Annotated in this window: 18 protein-coding genes and 2 tRNA genes; 7 read left to right on the forward strand and 13 right to left on the reverse strand. The window is 64.1% G+C overall.

Annotated elements, in window-relative coordinates:
* Positions 1 to 13 precede the first annotated feature (13 nt).
* The 5 genes from VOM14_RS07245 to VOM14_RS07265 form a co-directional block, all read right to left on the reverse strand.
* Positions 14 to 826 carry a GNAT family N-acetyltransferase gene (locus VOM14_RS07245; RefSeq protein WP_327628030.1) on the reverse strand — a complete coding sequence of 271 codons (813 nt, stop codon included), beginning with the start codon at positions 824 to 826 and terminating at the stop codon, positions 14 to 16.
* A gap of 201 nt (positions 827 to 1027) precedes the next feature.
* Complete coding sequence (sixA, locus tag VOM14_RS07250) at positions 1028 to 1486, reverse strand: phosphohistidine phosphatase SixA (RefSeq protein ID WP_327628031.1); 459 nt, start codon at positions 1484 to 1486, stop codon at positions 1028 to 1030.
* Between the two features lie 287 nt (positions 1487 to 1773).
* Positions 1774 to 1850 (reverse strand) — tRNA-Pro (locus tag VOM14_RS07255).
* Between the two features lie 72 nt (positions 1851 to 1922).
* The gene (locus tag VOM14_RS07260) at positions 1923 to 2081 is read right to left on the reverse strand and encodes a DUF3309 family protein (protein WP_327628032.1); all 159 of its coding nucleotides are present in this window, start codon (positions 2079 to 2081) and stop codon (positions 1923 to 1925) included.
* Between the two features lie 376 nt (positions 2082 to 2457).
* Complete coding sequence (locus tag VOM14_RS07265) at positions 2458 to 2649, reverse strand: hypothetical protein (RefSeq protein ID WP_327628033.1); 192 nt, start codon at positions 2647 to 2649, stop codon at positions 2458 to 2460.
* A 79-nt stretch (positions 2650 to 2728) separates the two neighbouring features.
* Between VOM14_RS07265 and VOM14_RS07270 the strand changes: the two genes are divergently transcribed.
* Positions 2729 to 2980 (forward strand): hypothetical protein, encoded by a 252-nt coding sequence (locus tag VOM14_RS07270; protein WP_327628133.1) that lies wholly within the window; start codon positions 2729 to 2731, stop codon positions 2978 to 2980.
* 169 nt (positions 2981 to 3149) lie between these two features.
* On the opposite strand, the gene VOM14_RS07275 is transcribed toward VOM14_RS07270, so the two are convergent.
* The gene (locus VOM14_RS07275; protein ID WP_327628034.1) at positions 3150 to 4508 is read right to left on the reverse strand and encodes an MATE family efflux transporter; all 1359 of its coding nucleotides are present in this window, start codon (positions 4506 to 4508) and stop codon (positions 3150 to 3152) included.
* Positions 4505 to 4813, reverse strand: a complete 309-nt coding sequence (locus VOM14_RS07280; RefSeq protein ID WP_327628035.1) for a DUF2288 domain-containing protein — start codon at positions 4811 to 4813, stop codon at positions 4505 to 4507. Before VOM14_RS07280 ends, VOM14_RS07275 begins: the two co-directional genes overlap by 4 nt.
* A gap of 117 nt (positions 4814 to 4930) precedes the next feature.
* Between VOM14_RS07280 and VOM14_RS07285 the strand changes: the two genes are divergently transcribed.
* The gene (locus VOM14_RS07285) at positions 4931 to 5656 is read left to right on the forward strand and encodes a pentapeptide repeat-containing protein (protein WP_327628036.1); all 726 of its coding nucleotides are present in this window, start codon (positions 4931 to 4933) and stop codon (positions 5654 to 5656) included.
* Between the two features lie 847 nt (positions 5657 to 6503).
* On the opposite strand, the gene VOM14_RS07290 is transcribed toward VOM14_RS07285, so the two are convergent.
* The 3 genes from VOM14_RS07290 to VOM14_RS07300 all read right to left on the reverse strand — a co-directional run bounded on the left by VOM14_RS07290 (position 6504) and on the right by VOM14_RS07300 (position 8756).
* A complete protein-coding gene (locus tag VOM14_RS07290; RefSeq protein WP_327628037.1) occupies positions 6504 to 6830 on the reverse strand; it encodes a hypothetical protein in 327 nt (108 codons plus the stop codon).
* A 162-nt stretch (positions 6831 to 6992) separates the two neighbouring features.
* A complete protein-coding gene (locus tag VOM14_RS07295) occupies positions 6993 to 7697 on the reverse strand; it encodes a peptidoglycan DD-metalloendopeptidase family protein (protein WP_327628038.1) in 705 nt (234 codons plus the stop codon).
* Positions 7698 to 7847: 150 nt separating this feature from the next.
* Positions 7848 to 8756, reverse strand: coding sequence for an aldose epimerase family protein (locus tag VOM14_RS07300; RefSeq protein ID WP_327628039.1), 909 nt, complete (start codon positions 8754 to 8756; stop codon positions 7848 to 7850).
* A 722-nt stretch (positions 8757 to 9478) separates the two neighbouring features.
* Between VOM14_RS07300 and VOM14_RS07305 the strand changes: the two genes are divergently transcribed.
* Together VOM14_RS07305 and VOM14_RS07310 are read left to right on the forward strand one after the other, a co-directional pair.
* Positions 9479 to 10309, forward strand: coding sequence for an undecaprenyl-diphosphate phosphatase (locus tag VOM14_RS07305; protein WP_327628040.1), 831 nt, complete (start codon positions 9479 to 9481; stop codon positions 10307 to 10309).
* Between the two features lie 70 nt (positions 10310 to 10379).
* Positions 10380 to 10456: transfer RNA gene (locus VOM14_RS07310), tRNA-Arg, on the forward strand.
* 214 nt (positions 10457 to 10670) lie between these two features.
* On the opposite strand, the gene VOM14_RS07315 is transcribed toward VOM14_RS07310, so the two are convergent.
* Entirely contained in the window at positions 10671 to 12248 is a 1578-nt protein-coding gene (locus tag VOM14_RS07315; protein WP_327628041.1) for an acid phosphatase, read from the reverse strand.
* A gap of 211 nt (positions 12249 to 12459) precedes the next feature.
* Between VOM14_RS07315 and VOM14_RS07320 the strand changes: the two genes are divergently transcribed.
* A complete protein-coding gene (locus VOM14_RS07320) occupies positions 12460 to 13893 on the forward strand; it encodes a cytochrome-c peroxidase (RefSeq protein WP_327628042.1) in 1434 nt (477 codons plus the stop codon).
* A gap of 67 nt (positions 13894 to 13960) precedes the next feature.
* Here VOM14_RS07320 and VOM14_RS07325 read toward each other — a convergent pair whose 3' ends face one another.
* A complete protein-coding gene (locus tag VOM14_RS07325; RefSeq protein ID WP_327628043.1) occupies positions 13961 to 14200 on the reverse strand; it encodes a hypothetical protein in 240 nt (79 codons plus the stop codon).
* Between the two features lie 243 nt (positions 14201 to 14443).
* Between VOM14_RS07325 and VOM14_RS07330 the strand changes: the two genes are divergently transcribed.
* Positions 14444 to 14833 carry an RT0821/Lpp0805 family surface protein gene (locus VOM14_RS07330; RefSeq protein ID WP_327628044.1) on the forward strand — a complete coding sequence of 130 codons (390 nt, stop codon included), beginning with the start codon at positions 14444 to 14446 and terminating at the stop codon, positions 14831 to 14833.
* 82 nt (positions 14834 to 14915) lie between these two features.
* Entirely contained in the window at positions 14916 to 15365 is a 450-nt protein-coding gene (locus tag VOM14_RS07335; protein WP_327628045.1) for an NUDIX hydrolase, read from the forward strand.
* A gap of 43 nt (positions 15366 to 15408) precedes the next feature.
* Here the strand turns inward: VOM14_RS07335 and VOM14_RS07340 are convergent, their stop codons facing one another.
* Positions 15409 to 16335, reverse strand: coding sequence for a transporter substrate-binding domain-containing protein (locus VOM14_RS07340; protein ID WP_327628046.1), 927 nt, complete (start codon positions 16333 to 16335; stop codon positions 15409 to 15411).
* Positions 16336 to 16352: the final 17 nt, after the last annotated feature.

The following is a 16352-nucleotide window of genomic DNA, read 5'->3' on the forward strand; positions in this document are numbered from 1 at the left end:
ATCAGGAGCGGGATCAGCGCGGCAATGCGTCGCCAAGGAAGTGGCGCGCGTAGCGTGCGTTGATGTCCGAGAGGCGGAACAGCGTCAGGAAGTCGGCCGTATTGAAGTCGGGGTCCCATGCCGGCGCGCCGCAAATCTTCGCGCCAAGACGCAGATAGCCTTTGACGAGTGGCGGCGGCGCGACGTCGGCGCCCGTTTGCAATTCGTCGACGGGCAGCGGCGTGTGCGCAAACGCGCGATATTCCGGCGCCGTGAGCGCGCTGTCGCGCAGCGAGCAGTACAGATTCGCCGCGTAGTGTCCGCCGTCGACCATCGCGACGCTCGCGCAGCCGAGCATCGTTTCGTAGCCGTTGTGCTTCATGTAGGCCGCGAGGCCGGCCCACAGCGACATGATGACCGAGCCGCTGCGGTAGTCGGGGTGCACGCACGAGCGGCCCACCTCGACCATCTTCGCGCGCAGGTGCGTGAGGCGCGACACGTCGAATTCGCTTTCCGCATACAGGCGGCCGATGCGCGCGGCCTGATGCGGCGGCAACGCGCGGTATGTGCCGACCACCTTGAGCGTGTCGAGATCGCGCACGAGCAGGTGATCGCAGTACGAATCGAACGAATCCACGTCGAGGCCCGCGGGGCCCGTGAGACGCGCGCCCATTTCGTCGGCGAACACACGGTAACGCAGACGCTGCGCCTCGCGAAGCTCTTCGTCGGTGCGAGCCCACGTGACTCGCAGCCGATGTTGCGCGGTGACCGTTTCTTCGGCGCGGGGCAGGCGACGCGATTCGAAGATCGAAGCGAGGGGCAGGGTAGGCGTCGGCAGTTCTCGCATTGGGGCGTCCTGGTCGAAAAAGGGGGAGTCTTTTTTCGCCAATGTAGTAACGCGCCGTGACGCTCGCATGGCAAAGCCATGACGATTGGATGACTGCCCGTAAGCTCCGCGCGCGCTCCTTGTAATCTCGGGCAGTCGCGTAGGCGAGCGGCATACCGCTCGCGCGCGAGATGTTGTGTGCGCGCGACCCGTGAAGTCGGATCAGACCAGATCGGGCGTCATGGCCGCGAGCAGCACGGCCTCGTCGTCGCCATGGCGCTCGCGGCTCGCGATCCACCAGAGGCCGGCCTTCTTGACCGGCCAGCTCGCATCGCTATGGGCGAGCAGCTTCGCGGCGACGTGCCCGAGCGTCGGTTGATGACCCACGATCACCACCGTTTCGGCGATGCCCTTCGGCCAGCCGGCCGCGGTGAGCACGTCGTTCGCGCTGGCGTTCGGCGCGAGTTCGCGCACGACGCGGTATTGGTCGCTCAGCGTTTCCGCGGTCTGGATGGTGCGCACGGCGGGACTGGCGAGGATCACAGCATCGTCGGGCAAACGCGTGCGCAGCCACTTCGCGACGTTTTGCGCCTGCTTGCGGCCGCGCGTGGTGAGCGCGCGGGCGAGATCCGTGGCGGCAAAGTCTTCGGCTTCGGCGTGACGCCAGAGAATCAGATTCATGCGTGGCTCCTTGGCTTCGGGTGCGGGACGTATTGCGGGTGGCGCGGGTCACTGTCGCATGCGTGCGTGCCGCAGCGCAAGCCGCGATGCAAGCCGGGACACGAGCCACTAAGTGGCCGGCTGGTTTCCCGGCCGGTTGCCCAGTCTCGGTTGCTTCGACCGCCGCCTTGAAGCTATAGCAGATCGTGCGCCCGGACAGCTTCGCCGGCTTTAGAAAGCTTTGGAAGACAAAAAACCCGCGAAGCCAAGGCTACGCGGGTTTTATATGCTGCATTTGCTGCTGTTCGTGGTCGGAGCGAAAGGATTCGAACCTTCGACCCTCTGATCCCAAATCAGATGCGCTACCAGGCTGCGCTACGCTCCGACGAATCCGAGATTCTACGTGGCTTCAGGTGCCAGAGTCAATCGCGAATTGCGCAGGAGCACAACGCGCGCGTCATAAGCGTCCCATGAGCAGCAGCACGATGATGACGATCAGCACGATCCCGAGCAGACCGGTCGGTCGATAGCCCCAGCCACTGCTATAGGGCCAGGTCGGCAATGCGCCGATCAGCAGCAGGATGAGCACGATGAGAAGGATGGTTCCGATCGTCATTTGAGTTCTCCCTGTAGGCCGCCAAAGAGGTTGGGCCGCTTAGTTCGGTTGATCCGGCACACGTTGCTCGCCGCGACAAGCGACGCGCCATGTGCGCGCTTCATGCAGCCACCGTTTCAGCAACCGCCGTGCCCGGCGGCCTCGGAAGTCGCCGCCGCGCGGGCGAAAACACAGCTCATCGCGCCGGAAGAACGCAGACAAAAGAGGAAGTGACAAGACGGATACTCGGCGGACATGCAGCCTAACCCTACACAACCACGCGCCGCGCGCGGGTCATGCGACGAAAGACAACGCCAGGCGGGCAGCGCGCCACCGCCCCGCCCGCGAACGCTGGCGCGGGACACACTTCAGGCAAACGGCGTGAGCGCTACCTGTTTCAATGCCGGCGGCGCATCCAGTGCGGCATGTGCATATGCGGCATATGCATGTTCTGATGCGTCACCCAGTGATGCAGCATGCCTTCGCCGTGTTCACGCCGATAGGTTCTCGTTTCGAAAATCGAGAGTGCGAGCAGCACGGCGAGACCTATTCCGAGTCCGACCAGTCCCGCGATCGATTCAGCGTCCATGGCAGTCTCCTTTCACGTTCGGCTGTGACTTTTATAGTAGGTCACACATCGCGAAATGGGAGGGCGAAGGCGCGGCGTCATGGAACGCGCGTTGCGGGTAGACTTCCGCGCGCCGGCGCTCTCGCCGGCCGCGTTCCTTTTTCTGCCAGAGAGACTACTGTTTATGTTCCGCGTTTCGATGATTGCGTTGCTGTTGGCCGCCGGTGTCGCCGGCTGTGCAAATGGATCTTCCGGCCACCGTGCCGGCCCGCCGCAAGATCCGGCCGATTATCACGGCGTGCCCACCGACAGCCGTCCGCCGACGATGGTGCCGGCGCCTGTCGCGCGCTAAGCGCGAGCGGAGCATCAAGACGAAGCATCGGCGCGGGCACGCCGGCCCGTCTGACCCACGCAGCCGGGTCGCGCGGAGTGCGCGGGCTGCGGGCATGCCTGGGCGGCGCTCGTCCGCGATCTGTGTGCGCCTGTTTCAAGGCGTAACGGGAAGCCGCGCATGAGTGCCGCTAGGCGCTCGCGCCGGCAAGACCGCTGACGAGCTTCGGCAGATAACGCGCGAGGGTCACGCCGCGCGCGACCATGAAGACCAGCATCGCGGCCCACAAACCGTGATTGCCGTAGAGCGCGAGCAGCGCCCACGAGGCGCCCACAAAAACGGCGAACGACACGGCCATCGACTTCATCAGTTCGCGCGTGCGCGTCGCGCCGATGAACACGCCGTCGAGCAGATAGCCGCCCACCGAAACGACCGGCGCAAGCGCCGCCCACGGCAGATACAGATCGGCCGTGGCGCGCACGGCGGCCTGATCCGTCAGACGTTCGATGATCCACGCACCCGCGCCCGCGTAGACGAGCGTAAAGCCCAGCGCGCCAAGCGCGGACCAGAACGCGGTGACCTTCACCGCCGCGACGAACGCGCGCCGGTCGCGCGCGCCAATTGCCGCGCCGACGAGCGCCTCGGCCGCGTGTGCGAAGCCGTCGAGACCATAAGCCATGAACGTCTGGAAGTTGAGCAGCAGCGCATTCGCGGCGAGCGTGGCGTCGCCCTGTTGCGCGCCGAGGTGCGCAAACCAGCCGAACGCGAGCAGCAGGCACAGCGTACGCACGAAAATATCGCGATTGAGCGCGACGAGACGCCGGAGCGCGGCTGCGTCGAACAGCGCGTGGCGGCTCAGCGCGGGCAGGCCGCGCGGCCTGCCGTGCCAGAGCAGGGCCGCGCCGAGTACGAAGCCGAGCGCGTCGGCGGTGGCGGTGGCCGCGCCGATCCCGGCGACGCCCCAATCGAATGCGTAGACGTAGAGAAGCACCGCGACGATGTTCACGCCATTGATAAACACCTGCGACAGCAGCGCAAGCCGCACGCGCTGTGTGCCGAGCAGCCAGCCGAGCACCACGTAGTTGCCGAGCGCGAGCGGGGCGGCCCAGATTCGCGCGTGGCAGTAGAGGCGTGCGTGGCGCTGCACGGCGTCGCTGCCGCCGATCGCGCGCAACGCGTAGTCGATCAGCGGGACTTGCAGCGCGAGCACCGCCGCGCCGATCGCGGCCGCCAGCAGCAGCGCCCGCACGACGTTGTCGCGCAGCGCGGCGTGCTCGCCCGCGCCGTGCGCTTGCGCGACGAGGCCCGTCGTGCCCATGCGCAGGAAACCGAAGCCCCAGAATACGAAGTTGAAGAAGAGTCCGCCGAGCGCCACGCCGCCGAGATACGACGCACCGTTCAGATGACCGGCGACGGCGGTGTCGACGGCACCGAGAATCGGCTGCGTCAGATTGGCGAGGACGATGGGAAACGCGAGCGCGAGCACTCGGCGGTGCCAGCGCACCGGCACGGCGGGCGCTGCGGCGCCGCCCGACTCGGCGTGGCTCAACGGCGTTCCTGCACGCACACCCACGGCGAGACGACCACGGCCCACAGGTCAGGATCGCGCGCGGCGAAATCGGCGGCGGTTTCCGCCTGCACCCGCTCGACGAGTCCCGCCGACAGCCATTGCGTGACCTGCGTGGTGTTGTCGTTGGCGATGGCTTGCGCGACGCTCACCAGATCGAGGTCGCCCGCGACGCGCAGCAACATGCCGCGCGCGAAGAAGCGTTCCAGTTCCTGCCAGCCGATTTTCGCGGTTTCCGCGAGGAGCTGGGCATAGAGAGGGCTTTGGGTGGCGTCGTTGGAAGTCATCGTAAGGGGGTTCTGGCGGGGGTCGTTACTATAAACCATCGGCACAAGCCGCCGGTGCGACGTGCATTCCGGTACGCTTGGGCTCTTCGCAAATCATCCGATTCATTCTGAACCTTCATGTCACTCGATTCAACGGCGCCGGCTTCGGGCGCGCAAGCTCACGAAGTGGCCAACGCCACGCTCATGCGCGCCGACGTGGAGCGCCTCATCGCGCACGCCGCCGTAAGCGGCGAGCCGCTCGTCTTCACCGATTGCGACTTCGAAGGCGCCGACCTGTCGCGGCTCGACTTGCGCGGCGCGGAGTTTCATCGCTGCACGATCGCGGAGGCGTCGTTTGTCGGCGCGACGCTCGCGCACACGCGCTGGGTTCGCTGCCGGGGGCGGCAGGCCGACTTCGCGTCGGCCGATCTCGTCGATGCAGCGTTTCAGTCGAGCGATCTGAACAACACGAGCTGGCGGCGCGCCAAGCTCGCGTCGGCGTCGTTCCGCGGCTGCAAGCTCACCGGCGCCAACTTCGAGGCATGTTTGGCGCTAGGCTTGAGTTTCGTCGAAACCTTGCTGGTCGGCGCGCATTTGCGCGGCCTGTCGTTTCGCAAGACGACGCTGCATCAGCTCGATTTCTCCGACGCCGATCTCGCGGGCGTCGATTTCCGCGAGGCGATTTTCGACGGCGGAAGCCTGAAGGATGCGCATCTGAAGGGCGCGCGCTTCGATGGCGCGGATTTGCGCGAGGCCGATCTGAGCGGCGTGCGGCTGGTGGATGCGGCGCTTTTCAAGGGCGCGACGATTTCGCATCAGCAGGCGGCGGTGCTCGTCACGGAATTGGGCTTGCGTGTGATGTAAAGCCGATTGCGGCCGCCCGGATTATCGCTTCCGGCCAGCTTGTGCGGTAGCGCGCAAATGCCTCACATCCGATTTATTCAGCCGATAAAAACGTGGCATTTTAACCGGGCTATTTGTCGGCGTATTGGCGCTCCACTTTTATTAATTCGCCGCTTGCGAATATTCATGCGAATGAAGGAGTCGGCGGCCGAATGCCGAAAATCCGGTTAATTTGACGAAAATAGTGCGGTGGCACACCAAGTCGTTCGGACGGCCAAGCGGAAATCGCCGCGCTCATTGAGGTGACGAAACGACAGTCCCCATGTTTTGTCAGCCAATAGAGCGAGACGACGGCGGAGGCCCATTCTGTAAGGTTCTTCGGGCATTTTCCTTGCTGCTGCAATTGCTGGACGAATATGTCGTGCCCCGTAATATTTGGTAATTGGTCCGCTTATTGGATAACCATTTGGTTCACTCGTGGCGGACTCCGTACGCCGTGTCACATTGGCACGAAAATTAATATATTGCGCCCTTAAAGTCACGTTGATAAATTTCCAACTGGCGCATGGTGAACCGGTCCTTTGCCGATATGCGCCGAACCCCCGTTAGCCCGGCCTCGCGCCGGGCTTTTTTTCGACTGATATATAACGCGGCTCAGCGCACGGTCACTTTGAATACACATAAGGCGAAGAACATTAAAAGCCTGTTTTCTTTACCTCGTTATGACCTGGATATTCATTTTCGTCGTGCTGTGGCCCATTGCGTTCGCCATGCTGTTCGCGTTCGCCGCGCGTATCGAACCGCGTACGGGGCGCTGGCTCGGCGGCCATGCAGCGCGGCGTGCGACAGGCGGCGTGTGCTTCGCGCGTTACTGCTTGCAGCGGATCACCATCGACCGGTTCTTTACGTTGGCGCCGAAAATTCCGCCCACGGTGCCGCCGGACGTGGCGCCGTTATCGACATCTTTCGAGACGACGTCGTAGCCATAGTTGCCGCAGGCTTGGCCCGCGCGCTTGTAGCATTCGGCCCAGCTCGTGCTGGCGTCGCTGCCGCTGCAGTTGATCGCGAAGCCGGTGTCGCCGCTCGGCAGGTAGGTCATGGTGGTGGTCGTGGAGCAGCCGCCCAGGCTGCCGAGTGTCAGCAGGCCAACACCGATCGCCGCGGCCGTCGCGACGGACGCAAATGCGCTCTTCATTGCAAATTCCCTTACAGATGACATGGAACACGTGGCGCGCGGCCACGTGTATCGGATTGAACGTTTATAGCACGCTGGGTTCCCAGGCCTGCTCTTGCAGCGGCGGCGCGAGTGACACGAGTGACACGAGTGACACGAGTGGCGAAGGGCGACTCTCGCGCGCTACCGCGCCGGCAATGCTCGCGACGGATCGATCGAGCGGCCCTGATAGCGCAATTCGAAATGCAGCATGTCGCGGTTGGTATCCGTATCGCCGACCTCGGCGATCTTCTGGCCTTGCGCGACGGATTCGCCTTCCTTCACGAACAGCGCGCGATTGTGCGCGTAGGCGGTCAGATACTCGGCGTTGTGCTTGAGGATCAGCAGGTTGCCGTATCCGCGCAGGCCGTTGCCCGCATACACCACCGTGCCGGCCGCCGCCGCGACCACGGGCGTGCCCGACGGCGCGGAAATGTCGATGCCCTTCGAATTCCCACCGTCGAAGCTGCGGATCACATTGCCGCTGGTCGGCCACACGAGCGAGATCGACGACGGAGCCGATGCCGCCGCGCTCTCGCCCGGCGCCGAACGCGGCGTGGACGCGGCGCTCGCGTTGCCGGTGCGCTGCGCGCCGCTCGTCGATGCAGCGCCATTGGGCGGCGCGACGCGCAGCACCTGGCCGATTTCGATGCTGTCGGGATTTGTCAGGTTGTTCCAGCGCGCGATGCTTTGCACGGACTGCCGTTGACTGCGCGCGATCTTCGACAGCGTGTCGCCCCGTTCGACGCGATAAAAGCCTGGCCCCACCGGCGCCGACCCGCATGCGGCGACAAGCGCCACCAGTGAGGCACACGCCACCCGTTTGATCATTTTTGTTGTTTCCAGCATTGGACCTCGCAAAGCGCTGCCGCGCGCCGATCCGTCACGCGGCAGGTGGCTACAAAGCGTCCGATTTTAACGGTTTCGCGTTTCGGGATCGTAAAAAGGCAGCGCGGGCCGCCCACCGGCGTTTTCGCGAAGCCGTAATCCGGCTCGCCATCAGGCCAGGTTCTTCACGCCGATGCGCAGCGCCGCCGTTTCGGTCTTGCCCGGATCGAGCCAGCGCAAGCCTTTGCCGTTATGAATCGCGTCGGGCAGCCCGAGCCACGGTTCGACGCAGTAGAAATCCGACTCCGCCGCCTCCGTCCACGTGGTCACCGCGTACCACGGCACGGAGTTCGGCTGATGCAGGTCGATCGTGATGACGCGGTTCAGGCCGGGCGCAATCACCCGCACCGGCTGCGTGGGCGTGCCGCTGAGGCAATGAAAGCGGTCGAGGATGCGCGCTTCGTCGAGCGTGTAGCGCGCTTCGCCCGGCTCGGGCGCACTGATCGAACCGTCTGCCTGCTGGAAACACCGTTCGGTGCGCGGCAATTCGATCGTCGTCTCGCCGCGCTGCGTGTGCGGCAGCGTGAAGTAGAAGTGATGGCCGGCGTAGTAGGGCAGCGGGGTGTCGCCGGTATTGGTGGTGGTCAGCGCGACGTCGAGCGTGTGCGCGTCGACGAGCGTGTAGGCCGCTTCGAAACGGAAGCCGAACGGATAGCCGCCGCGCGTCGCTTCGCTGTCGGTCAGCACGAGGCGCAGGCCGGCGCCGTGCACGTCGGCGTGAGCTTCGAAGGGCAGATCGCGCGCGAAGCCATGCATGGGCAGTTCGCGAACCGTGCCTTGCGCGTCGCGCCAGTAGCCGATCTTGCCGTCCACGCGATGACGTCCGAGAAACGGAAACAGCAACGGGTTGCCGCCGCGAATTCGCGCGGGTTGACTCCAGTCCGCGTGTTCTGGCCAATGAATCACCTCTTCGCCGTCGATGATCCACGAAAGCAGACGGCCGCCGGCTTGCGGCGCGAAGCGGAGCACGGAAGTGTCCTGGGCGATCTCGAGAATGTCCTGCTGCGGTGAAAGAGGCATGGTCGGTGAAATGATGGATGAGTGGTTGGAACGGGATTCGAGGGCCGCCGCGCGATGCCGCATATTGCGTTCCCGGCGCGACGGCAGCGCGGGCGATGCTCGGCACCAGGCGGACGACACGCGGACGACACGCGGACGACACGCGGACGACACGCGGTCAGCGTCCGCCGAGCAACGATTTTGCGCTGCTTTGCGCTACGGGGAAACCCTTGTGGGGAAATTGCGGGTGTCCGGCCCAGGCGTTCGTTGCCGATAATTCGTCTCACTGCCCGGTGACTTTTACCGCCGGGCGGGATCGCTCAGGAGGCGTTATGGATCTCGCAATGGCAATGGGTGTCGCCCTCTTCGGCATGTTCACCGCAAGCACGGTGTACTTCTTCTACAAGCTCGATCGCTGATTTTTGCACGCGCGCGTCACGCGCTGCGGGTGCGAGGTCAGACATGGCTTTCTATTTCGTAAGCTTGGTGTGACGGCCGGCGCGTCAATCCCGCGCTTCGCCATCGGACGATGAAAGGGCTGTCGCATCATCAGCGGCTCTTTTTGCCTAAAGACGCGGCACAACTGTCTCGTGATGTCTCGCGGCGCGTCAAAATATCCTCCTTTCTGGCCCAAGTGCTTGGCGCTGTCATACCAGACAGTCATAATCGGTGCGCTTTTGATGCGCCGGTCAATTCGTTGCACGGCGCGCTGTCCCCGACATTTTCCTTACAAGGGCTGCCGCGTGAACCTGACGTTTCTCCTTTTTCTCAGCGTGCTCCAAGGCGTCACCGAATTGTTCCCCGTGAGCAGTCTCGGCCACACGCTGCTCGTGCCGGCGGTGTTCGGCATGCATATCGATAAGCACGCGCCGCAGTTGCTGCCGTTTCTCGTCGCCTTGCACCTCGGAACCGCATTCGCGCTGCTGTGGTACTTCCGCGAGCGTTGGTGCGCGCTCGTGCGCGGCTTTTTCGCTTCGTTCGGCGGGCGCCGCAACGACGACGCGCATATGATGTGGGCGCTCATCATCGGCACGATTCCGGCGGGGCTCGTCGGGCTGGTGCTGGAGAAGCGGCTCGAACGCATCTTTCACGATCTGCGCATCGTGGCGATCGCGCTGATCGTCAACGGCGTGCTGTTGTGGCTCGGCGACCGCATGCAGCGCGCGCGCGCGCATCAGGCGCCCGAGAAGATGAGCTTCCGGCAGGCATTTCTCGTCGGTCTCGCGCAGATCGGCGCGCTGATTCCGGGCTTCTCGCGCAGCGGCCTGACGATGATCGCCGGCAACGCAGCGGGTCTTACCGCCGAAAAGGCCGCCGAGTTCTCGTTCCTGCTCGGCACGCCGATCATTTTCGCGGCCGGCCTGCTCGAACTGCCGAAGCTGTTCCACGCGCCCGGCCAACTGGCGGACGCGGCGCTCGGCGGCGTGCTGACGGCCATCGCCGCCTATCTGAGCGTGCGTTTCCTGATGCGCTATTTCGAAGGACGCGGACGCCTCGCTTCGTTCGGCGTGTACTGCGTGATCGCGGGCATCGTCTTCCTCGGCTGGTTCGCGCTGCATCCGCAACCGGTCTGATAATGTGATCGCTGCCCGCCGCGTTCTGGCGGGCAGGAGACGATCGGTTATAATCCGGGCCCAATGTTGCGCGGCGGTAGCTCAATTGGATAGAGCACAGGTCTTCTAAACCTGAGGTTGTGAGTTCGATCCTCGCCCGCCGCGCCATTTCCAGCATCGCCTGCATTTCCTGCATTCCCAAAAAATCCCATCTGCCGAATCGTCGGAGATGGGTTTTTTTTCGGCCTTTGATGTTTGCAATGCATTCACCGGCCATTCGCGCGCGCCAATAAAAATGGGCAGCCGAAGCTGCCCGTCGAAAGCCGCGCCGCGAGGCGCGGCTGTTGCTTACCGTTGTTGTGTCGCTGTCGCGCGCGTCAACTTACTGCTTGATGTTGAGCGCGGCTGTCAGGTCGCCCATCGGCTTGCCGCCATTCGCGACGAGCGCCGCGTCGCGCGCCGCGAGGCCCGGCAGCGTCGGCAGCGCGAAGCGGTGCGTGATGAAGCGCAGAATCGACGCCGTGTCATATTGCGTGTGATCGACGAAACCCTTCTTCGCGAACGGCGAGACGATCAGCGCCGGAATACGCGAGCCCGGACCCCAGCGGTCGCCCTTGGGCGGCGCGACGTGATCCCAGATGCCGCCGTTTTCGTCGTAAGTCACGACCACCAGCATGTTGTTCCACTGCGGACTTTTCTGCAGATGCGAGATCACGTCCGCGATGTGCTGATCGCCCGAGGCGACGTCGGTATAGCCCGCGTGCTCGTTCAGGTTGCCCTGCGGCTTGTAGAACGACACTTGCGGCAGCGTGCCGCTGTCGATCGCCTTGATGAACTCCGAGCCGGCGAGGCCGCCGTCGAGCAGATGCTGTGAGCGGTTGGCCGTGCCCGGCGCGAGATCGGCGAAGTAGTTGAGCGGCTGATGATGCGGCTGGAAGTTCGGCGCCGTCATATTCGCGCCGTAGATCACATTCGACGTGCCGTTTTGCGACGCCGACAGCGCCGCGCCCCACGCGCCGCCGTACCACGCCCACGACACCTTCGCGTTGTTCAGCAGATCGCCGATGTGCTGCTGCGTCTGCGCCGGCAAGGTGGTCGCGACACTCGGATCGGCCAGAGTCGCGTCGCCGCCCGACGCTGCCTTGTTGCCGCTCGGCTGATACGGCGGCTGCATCGTGTTGACCGCGTAGAAGTCAGGCGTGAGGTTGCCCGACAGCACGTATTTCGGCGGACCGGAAAGTGCCGAAGCCGGCGAGTTCGACGCGACCTTGAGCGTCACGCCGTCGCTCTCCACCGCCGAAACCGAACTGGCCGCCGGGCTCTGGTCCGCGTTCGGATAGGTCGGCGTGCACGCGCACACGAGCCACTGGTGGTTCAGGAACGAGCCGCCAAACGCGCCCATGAAGAAGTTGTCGGCAAGCGTGTATTGCTGCGCGATTTTCCACAGCGGCAGCTTGTCGGCGTCGAGCGTGTAATGACCCATGACGAGCCCGCCCGAATCCGCCCACGCGGCAAACTTGTCGTTCTTGCCGCCGTCGATCTGCATCTGGTTCTCGTAGAAACGGTGATACAGATCGCGCGTCGTCGCGGTGATCGGCGTGTTGAAACCGTTCGGGTCGTCGATCGCGAACGGGCTGTTCGGCAGATTCGCCGTCATGGCCGCCGTCACCACCGGCGTCACGCCGGTTTGCGTGAGGCCGTTCCACACCTGCGGCAGCGTCGCGAGCGTCGAGCCGTCGCGATCCAGCTGCTTGGCGCTCGCGGCGCTCACGTTCTGCAAACCGTTCGCGCCCGGGAAGTTGCCGTAGAGATTGTCGAAGCTGCGGTTTTCGGCGTAGATCACCACCACCGTCTTGATCGACGAAATGTCGGGCTGAGCGACCTCGTTGCCGCCGCATGCATATAGGCTTAATGCTGCTGCGATCGCCACTGGCGTCGCGCAGATCAGTTTCTTGTTCATTGATGAGTTCTCTCTCTCGCGTAGGGGACGGGCCGCGTCCTTCCTTACATCCGTGGCCGCCGCGAAAGTGTGGCGATGCAATTTGACAGAAAGATGTAATTAATTACGGATCGCTTTTGATCTTAAGTTTCTGTCGGCTGGATGTCATTTGAGCGACATATCGATGAAATACGCTCGCTGACTTCGAAATCGCACATTCAACATCATTCATATGCGGCTCGGTCTGACGGGGATACGGAAAAGTGTGGGGCGCCATGCAACGCGGCGGCGCGCGCGAGCGGCGGCACACCCTGAATCGCGCGCGACGGCGCTGGCGTGCGTGGCCTTCGCTGTGAGCTTGAGCCTCGCGGCTTGCGATTCCGGCGCGCCGGCCGCGGCCGCTACTGCGGGCGCTACGGGCGCTACGGGCGCAAGCGCGGCGCGCGTTTCGGAGGAGCGGGCGGCGTCGGCCGTGCAGGTCGCCGCGCATCAGACGACGGCGCCACAAGCCGTGCCGGGCGGCGCGCAGACGCGTGCGCAAGTCTTCGAATCCGTGCGGCAGATGACCGCCCTCGGCAAGCAACTGTTCTTCGACCCGTCGCTCTCCGGCTCAGGCAAGCTCGCTTGCGCGTCGTGCCACAGTCCGGACCACGCGTTCGCGCCGGCCAACGCGTTGTCCGTGCAACTGGGCGGCAGCGATATGCGCCGCACCGGCATGCGCGCGGCGCCCACGCTCAAGTATCTGCAATCGGTGCCGGCGTTCGCCGAGCACTATCACGAGTCGGACGACGAAGGCGATGAAAGCGTCGACGCCGGCCCGACCGGCGGCCTCACCTGGGACGGCCGCGTGGATCGCGGCGGCGATCAGGCGCGCATTCCGCTGTTGTCGTCGTTTGAAATGGGCAGCTCGCCCGCGAAAATCGCCGCCGCCGTGAAGGCCGCGCCCTACGCGGGCGCGTTTCGCGCGGCGTTCGGCGAACACATTTTCGATAGCGACGACGCCGCCTTCAAGGCGGTGCTGCAAGCGCTCGAAACCTTCGAGCAGTCGCCCGAACTGTTCTATCCGTACAGCAGCAAATACGACGCATATCTGGCCGGAAAGGCGCAACTCACGAAAGCCGAACTGCACGGCTTGCAACTCTTCAACGACGAAAAAAAGGGCAATTGCGCGAGCTGCCACATCAGCCGGCGCACGCTGGACGGCGCGCCGCCGCAGTTCAGCGACTTCGGCCTGATCGCGATCGGCGTGCCGCGCAACCGCGCGCTGCTCGTGAACCGCGATCCGCATTTTTACGATCTCGGCGCGTGCGGCCCGGAGCGCACCGATCTGAGGGGACGCGCGGAGTTTTGCGGCATTTTCCGCACGCCGACGTTGCGTAACGTCGCGTTGAAGAAGAGTTTCTTCCACAACGGCGTCTATCATTCGCTCGAAGAGGTCTTGCACTTCTACGCCGAACGCGACACGAATCCGGCGAAGTTCTATCCGGTCGTCAAAGGCAAGGTGCAAAAGTTCGACGATCTGCCGCAGCGTTACTGGAGCAATCTGAATACCGAGCCGCCGTTCGACCGCAAGCCCGGCGACAAACCAGCGTTCGACGATGCCGAGATCAAGGACATGGTGGCGTTTCTGAACACGCTCACCGATGGTTATAAGGCGGGGAACTGACGAAGCGGCCGGCCAAGCCGCGCGGGCGAATGCCGACGAGCGGCCGGCGTGGCGCGGCTCGGGCGCTTCAGCGCTGTGCGCCGGCGAGCATGTAATAGCAATCGCTGAGCAGCAGCGCAAAAGAAACGAGCAGACAGGCGACGCCCGCGCGCGTCAAAAGATTCGGCCAGCGAGGCCGATTCAATCCGTCGATTCGCACAATGGGCTGCGCGAGACCGGGATCGCGCCGAATGACCACGGGAACGAGCGCCACGCAAAAGAGCGCGAGTGTGACGACCAGGCTTTCCAGCGCGACAGAGAAACTCATGATGAGACCGGTGAAGGAAACCAGCGCGACAGCGCAACACAACCAATCTTAAGAGCGCGTTTCACGTTGTGATATGGGAGCCATCCTAAAAGCGGGACGACGACCGTGGCCGCCGCCGTTCATTGCTGCGGACTTTGCCGCGGCCTGGCCGTGGCAGAGGGACATGCTATGCTTTTGGGGTCCAGATCAAGAGCCGCAATCGGCGCGCTCGAGATCGCCCGAACGTTTCAAGGAGAACCCTTCATGTCGATGCGAACCCGTGCTTTCTGTCACCTGACCGCCGCCGGTCTGCTGCTCGGCGTGGCGCTCGGCGCGCAGGCGGCGAATCTCGGCTTTCTGAAGGACACGCCGATCAGCTACATGAAGCAGCGCGACATCGACTCCATTAAGCAAGCTGTCGTCGCCGCGCTGGACGACAAGCAGGACGGTGAAAGCACGAGCTGGGTCAATGAAGGCACCGGCAACAGCGTGAAGCTCGACGCGACGATCACGCCGTCGAACACCGCGAAAGACGGCGAGCGCACCTGCCGCGACGTCGGCGTCGTGCTGAATGCCAAAGGGCAGTCGATGAGCCTGCGCCCGCTCTTCTGCAAGGAAGGCGACGGCAAGTGGCAATTGCAGAAAAAGCATTGAGCGTGCAGGCAGTCACCCCTACGCGCGCCCGCGCATGGCCGGCGCGGCGCGAAGCCGCACGTCGAGATGGGGCGGGGCGGCGATGACTCAGCGGGTCGTGTCGTGCGGCATCGTCATGCTGGACCCTGACGGCCGCGTTTTGCTCGCGCACGCGACCGAGACGTCGCATTGGGACATTCCGAAAGGCCATGGCGAGGAAGGCGAAGCGCCGCACGTCACGGCGCTGCGTGAGATGGTCGAAGAGACCGGCATCGCGATCGAGGCGGAGCGTTTGCAGGATCTTGGCTTGTTCGTCTACCGGCGAGACAAGGATCTGCATCTGTTCGCCGCGCGCGCCACGGCGGACGAACTCGATCTGAGCGCGTGCACCTGCACGTCGCTGTTTCCGCGCCGCTCGGACGGCACGCTGATCCTCGAGATGGACGCGTATCGTTGGACCGCGCCGGACGAAGTGGACAAGTACGCGAGCCGCAGTCTCGCGCGTCTTTTCCACACCACGCTTTCGCTCGCGCAATTGCACCGGTCGCTGTAGCTCTGTAGCGGTTCAAGCGTCGGCGTCTGCCAGCGCCTTGCATTCAGTCGAGCGCGTGGTCGTTCGGGTTGGCGAACAGCGCGCGGTTCTGCTCCGACAGCGGAAAATTCAGATTGATGCCGTGCGGCGGAATGGGCTGCGTGAACCATTGCCGGTACAGACGTTCCGCTTCGCCGGAACGCTGTCCGCGCGCGATCACGCCGTTCACGAGCTGGCGAAACGGCTCGTCGCCTTTGCGGAACATGCAGGCATAGACTTCGTAGCCGAGCGGCGCGCCGGTCACGATGAAATCGTCTGGGTGCGAATCCGCCGCCTTGAAGCCATACAGGATCGGCTCGTCCATCACGAAGGCCACTGCGTGATTGTCTTTGACGGCCGCGAAAGCTTGCGCGTGATCGCGCGCGCTCGTCACGCGCATGTTCAGATTCTTTTGGGCGTTGAGCTGACGCAGCAGGCGCTCGTCGGACGTGGCCGCGGTCGTGACGACCATTTTGCCGGCCAGATCGGGGAAATCGGTGATGCCGCTGTTCTTGCGCGCGATCATGCGCACCGCGTACTGAAAAAAGCTGCTCGAGAAAGCGGCCACGTTATCGCGCTCGGCGGTGTGCGTGGTCGAGCCGCATTCGAGATCGATCTGGTTATTCAGCAGCATCGGCGTGCGGTTCGCCGACGTCACCGTGATTTCGCGCACCTGCAGTTGCGGAAGGTGCAGCACTTTCCTGATTTCGTCGACGATTTGCAGCGCGAGCGTGTGCGAATAGCCGACCGTCCGCGTGCCGTCGAAATACGAGAAAGGAATCGACGCTTCGCGCACGCCGAGCACGACCACGCCGTCGTCGTGAATTTTCTTCAGCGTGCCGGTGAGCTCTTGCGCGTGAAGCGGGCAGGCGAGCGCCGCTGCGCCCGCCGCCATGAGCGCCGTAAGCACGCGACGCACGCGGTTTTTGCCGCCGCGGATTGGATGGCTCATCGGACCTCCCGAAGCGG

Source organism: Paraburkholderia sp. MPAMCS5 (genome assembly GCF_036016995.1).
Taxonomy (GTDB): domain Bacteria; phylum Pseudomonadota; class Gammaproteobacteria; order Burkholderiales; family Burkholderiaceae; genus Paraburkholderia.

Excerpts from the sequence above, each read along its gene's own strand:
- VOM14_RS07245 (WP_327628030.1), bottom strand. The coding sequence starts at position 826 with ATGCGAGAACTGCCGACGCCTACCCTGCCCCTCGCTTCGATCTTCGAA.
- sixA (WP_327628031.1), bottom strand. The coding sequence starts at position 1,486 with ATGAATCTGATTCTCTGGCGTCACGCCGAAGCCGAAGACTTTGCCGCC.
- VOM14_RS07260 (WP_327628032.1), bottom strand. The coding sequence starts at position 2,081 with ATGACGATCGGAACCATCCTTCTCATCGTGCTCATCCTGCTGCTGATC.
- VOM14_RS07265 (WP_327628033.1), bottom strand. The coding sequence starts at position 2,649 with ATGGACGCTGAATCGATCGCGGGACTGGTCGGACTCGGAATAGGTCTC.
- VOM14_RS07270 (WP_327628133.1), top strand. The coding sequence starts at position 2,729 with ATGGAACGCGCGTTGCGGGTAGACTTCCGCGCGCCGGCGCTCTCGCCG.
- VOM14_RS07280 (WP_327628035.1), bottom strand. The coding sequence starts at position 4,813 with ATGACTTCCAACGACGCCACCCAAAGCCCTCTCTATGCCCAGCTCCTC.
- VOM14_RS07285 (WP_327628036.1), top strand. The coding sequence starts at position 4,931 with ATGTCACTCGATTCAACGGCGCCGGCTTCGGGCGCGCAAGCTCACGAA.
- VOM14_RS07290 (WP_327628037.1), bottom strand. The coding sequence starts at position 6,830 with ATGAAGAGCGCATTTGCGTCCGTCGCGACGGCCGCGGCGATCGGTGTT.
- VOM14_RS07295 (WP_327628038.1), bottom strand. The coding sequence starts at position 7,697 with ATGCTGGAAACAACAAAAATGATCAAACGGGTGGCGTGTGCCTCACTG.
- VOM14_RS07300 (WP_327628039.1), bottom strand. The coding sequence starts at position 8,756 with ATGCCTCTTTCACCGCAGCAGGACATTCTCGAGATCGCCCAGGACACT.
- VOM14_RS07315 (WP_327628041.1), bottom strand. The coding sequence starts at position 12,248 with ATGAACAAGAAACTGATCTGCGCGACGCCAGTGGCGATCGCAGCAGCA.
- VOM14_RS07320 (WP_327628042.1), top strand. The coding sequence starts at position 12,460 with ATGCGGCTCGGTCTGACGGGGATACGGAAAAGTGTGGGGCGCCATGCA.
- VOM14_RS07325 (WP_327628043.1), bottom strand. The coding sequence starts at position 14,200 with ATGAGTTTCTCTGTCGCGCTGGAAAGCCTGGTCGTCACACTCGCGCTC.
- VOM14_RS07330 (WP_327628044.1), top strand. The coding sequence starts at position 14,444 with ATGTCGATGCGAACCCGTGCTTTCTGTCACCTGACCGCCGCCGGTCTG.
- VOM14_RS07335 (WP_327628045.1), top strand. The coding sequence starts at position 14,916 with ATGACTCAGCGGGTCGTGTCGTGCGGCATCGTCATGCTGGACCCTGAC.
- VOM14_RS07340 (WP_327628046.1), bottom strand. The coding sequence starts at position 16,335 with ATGAGCCATCCAATCCGCGGCGGCAAAAACCGCGTGCGTCGCGTGCTT.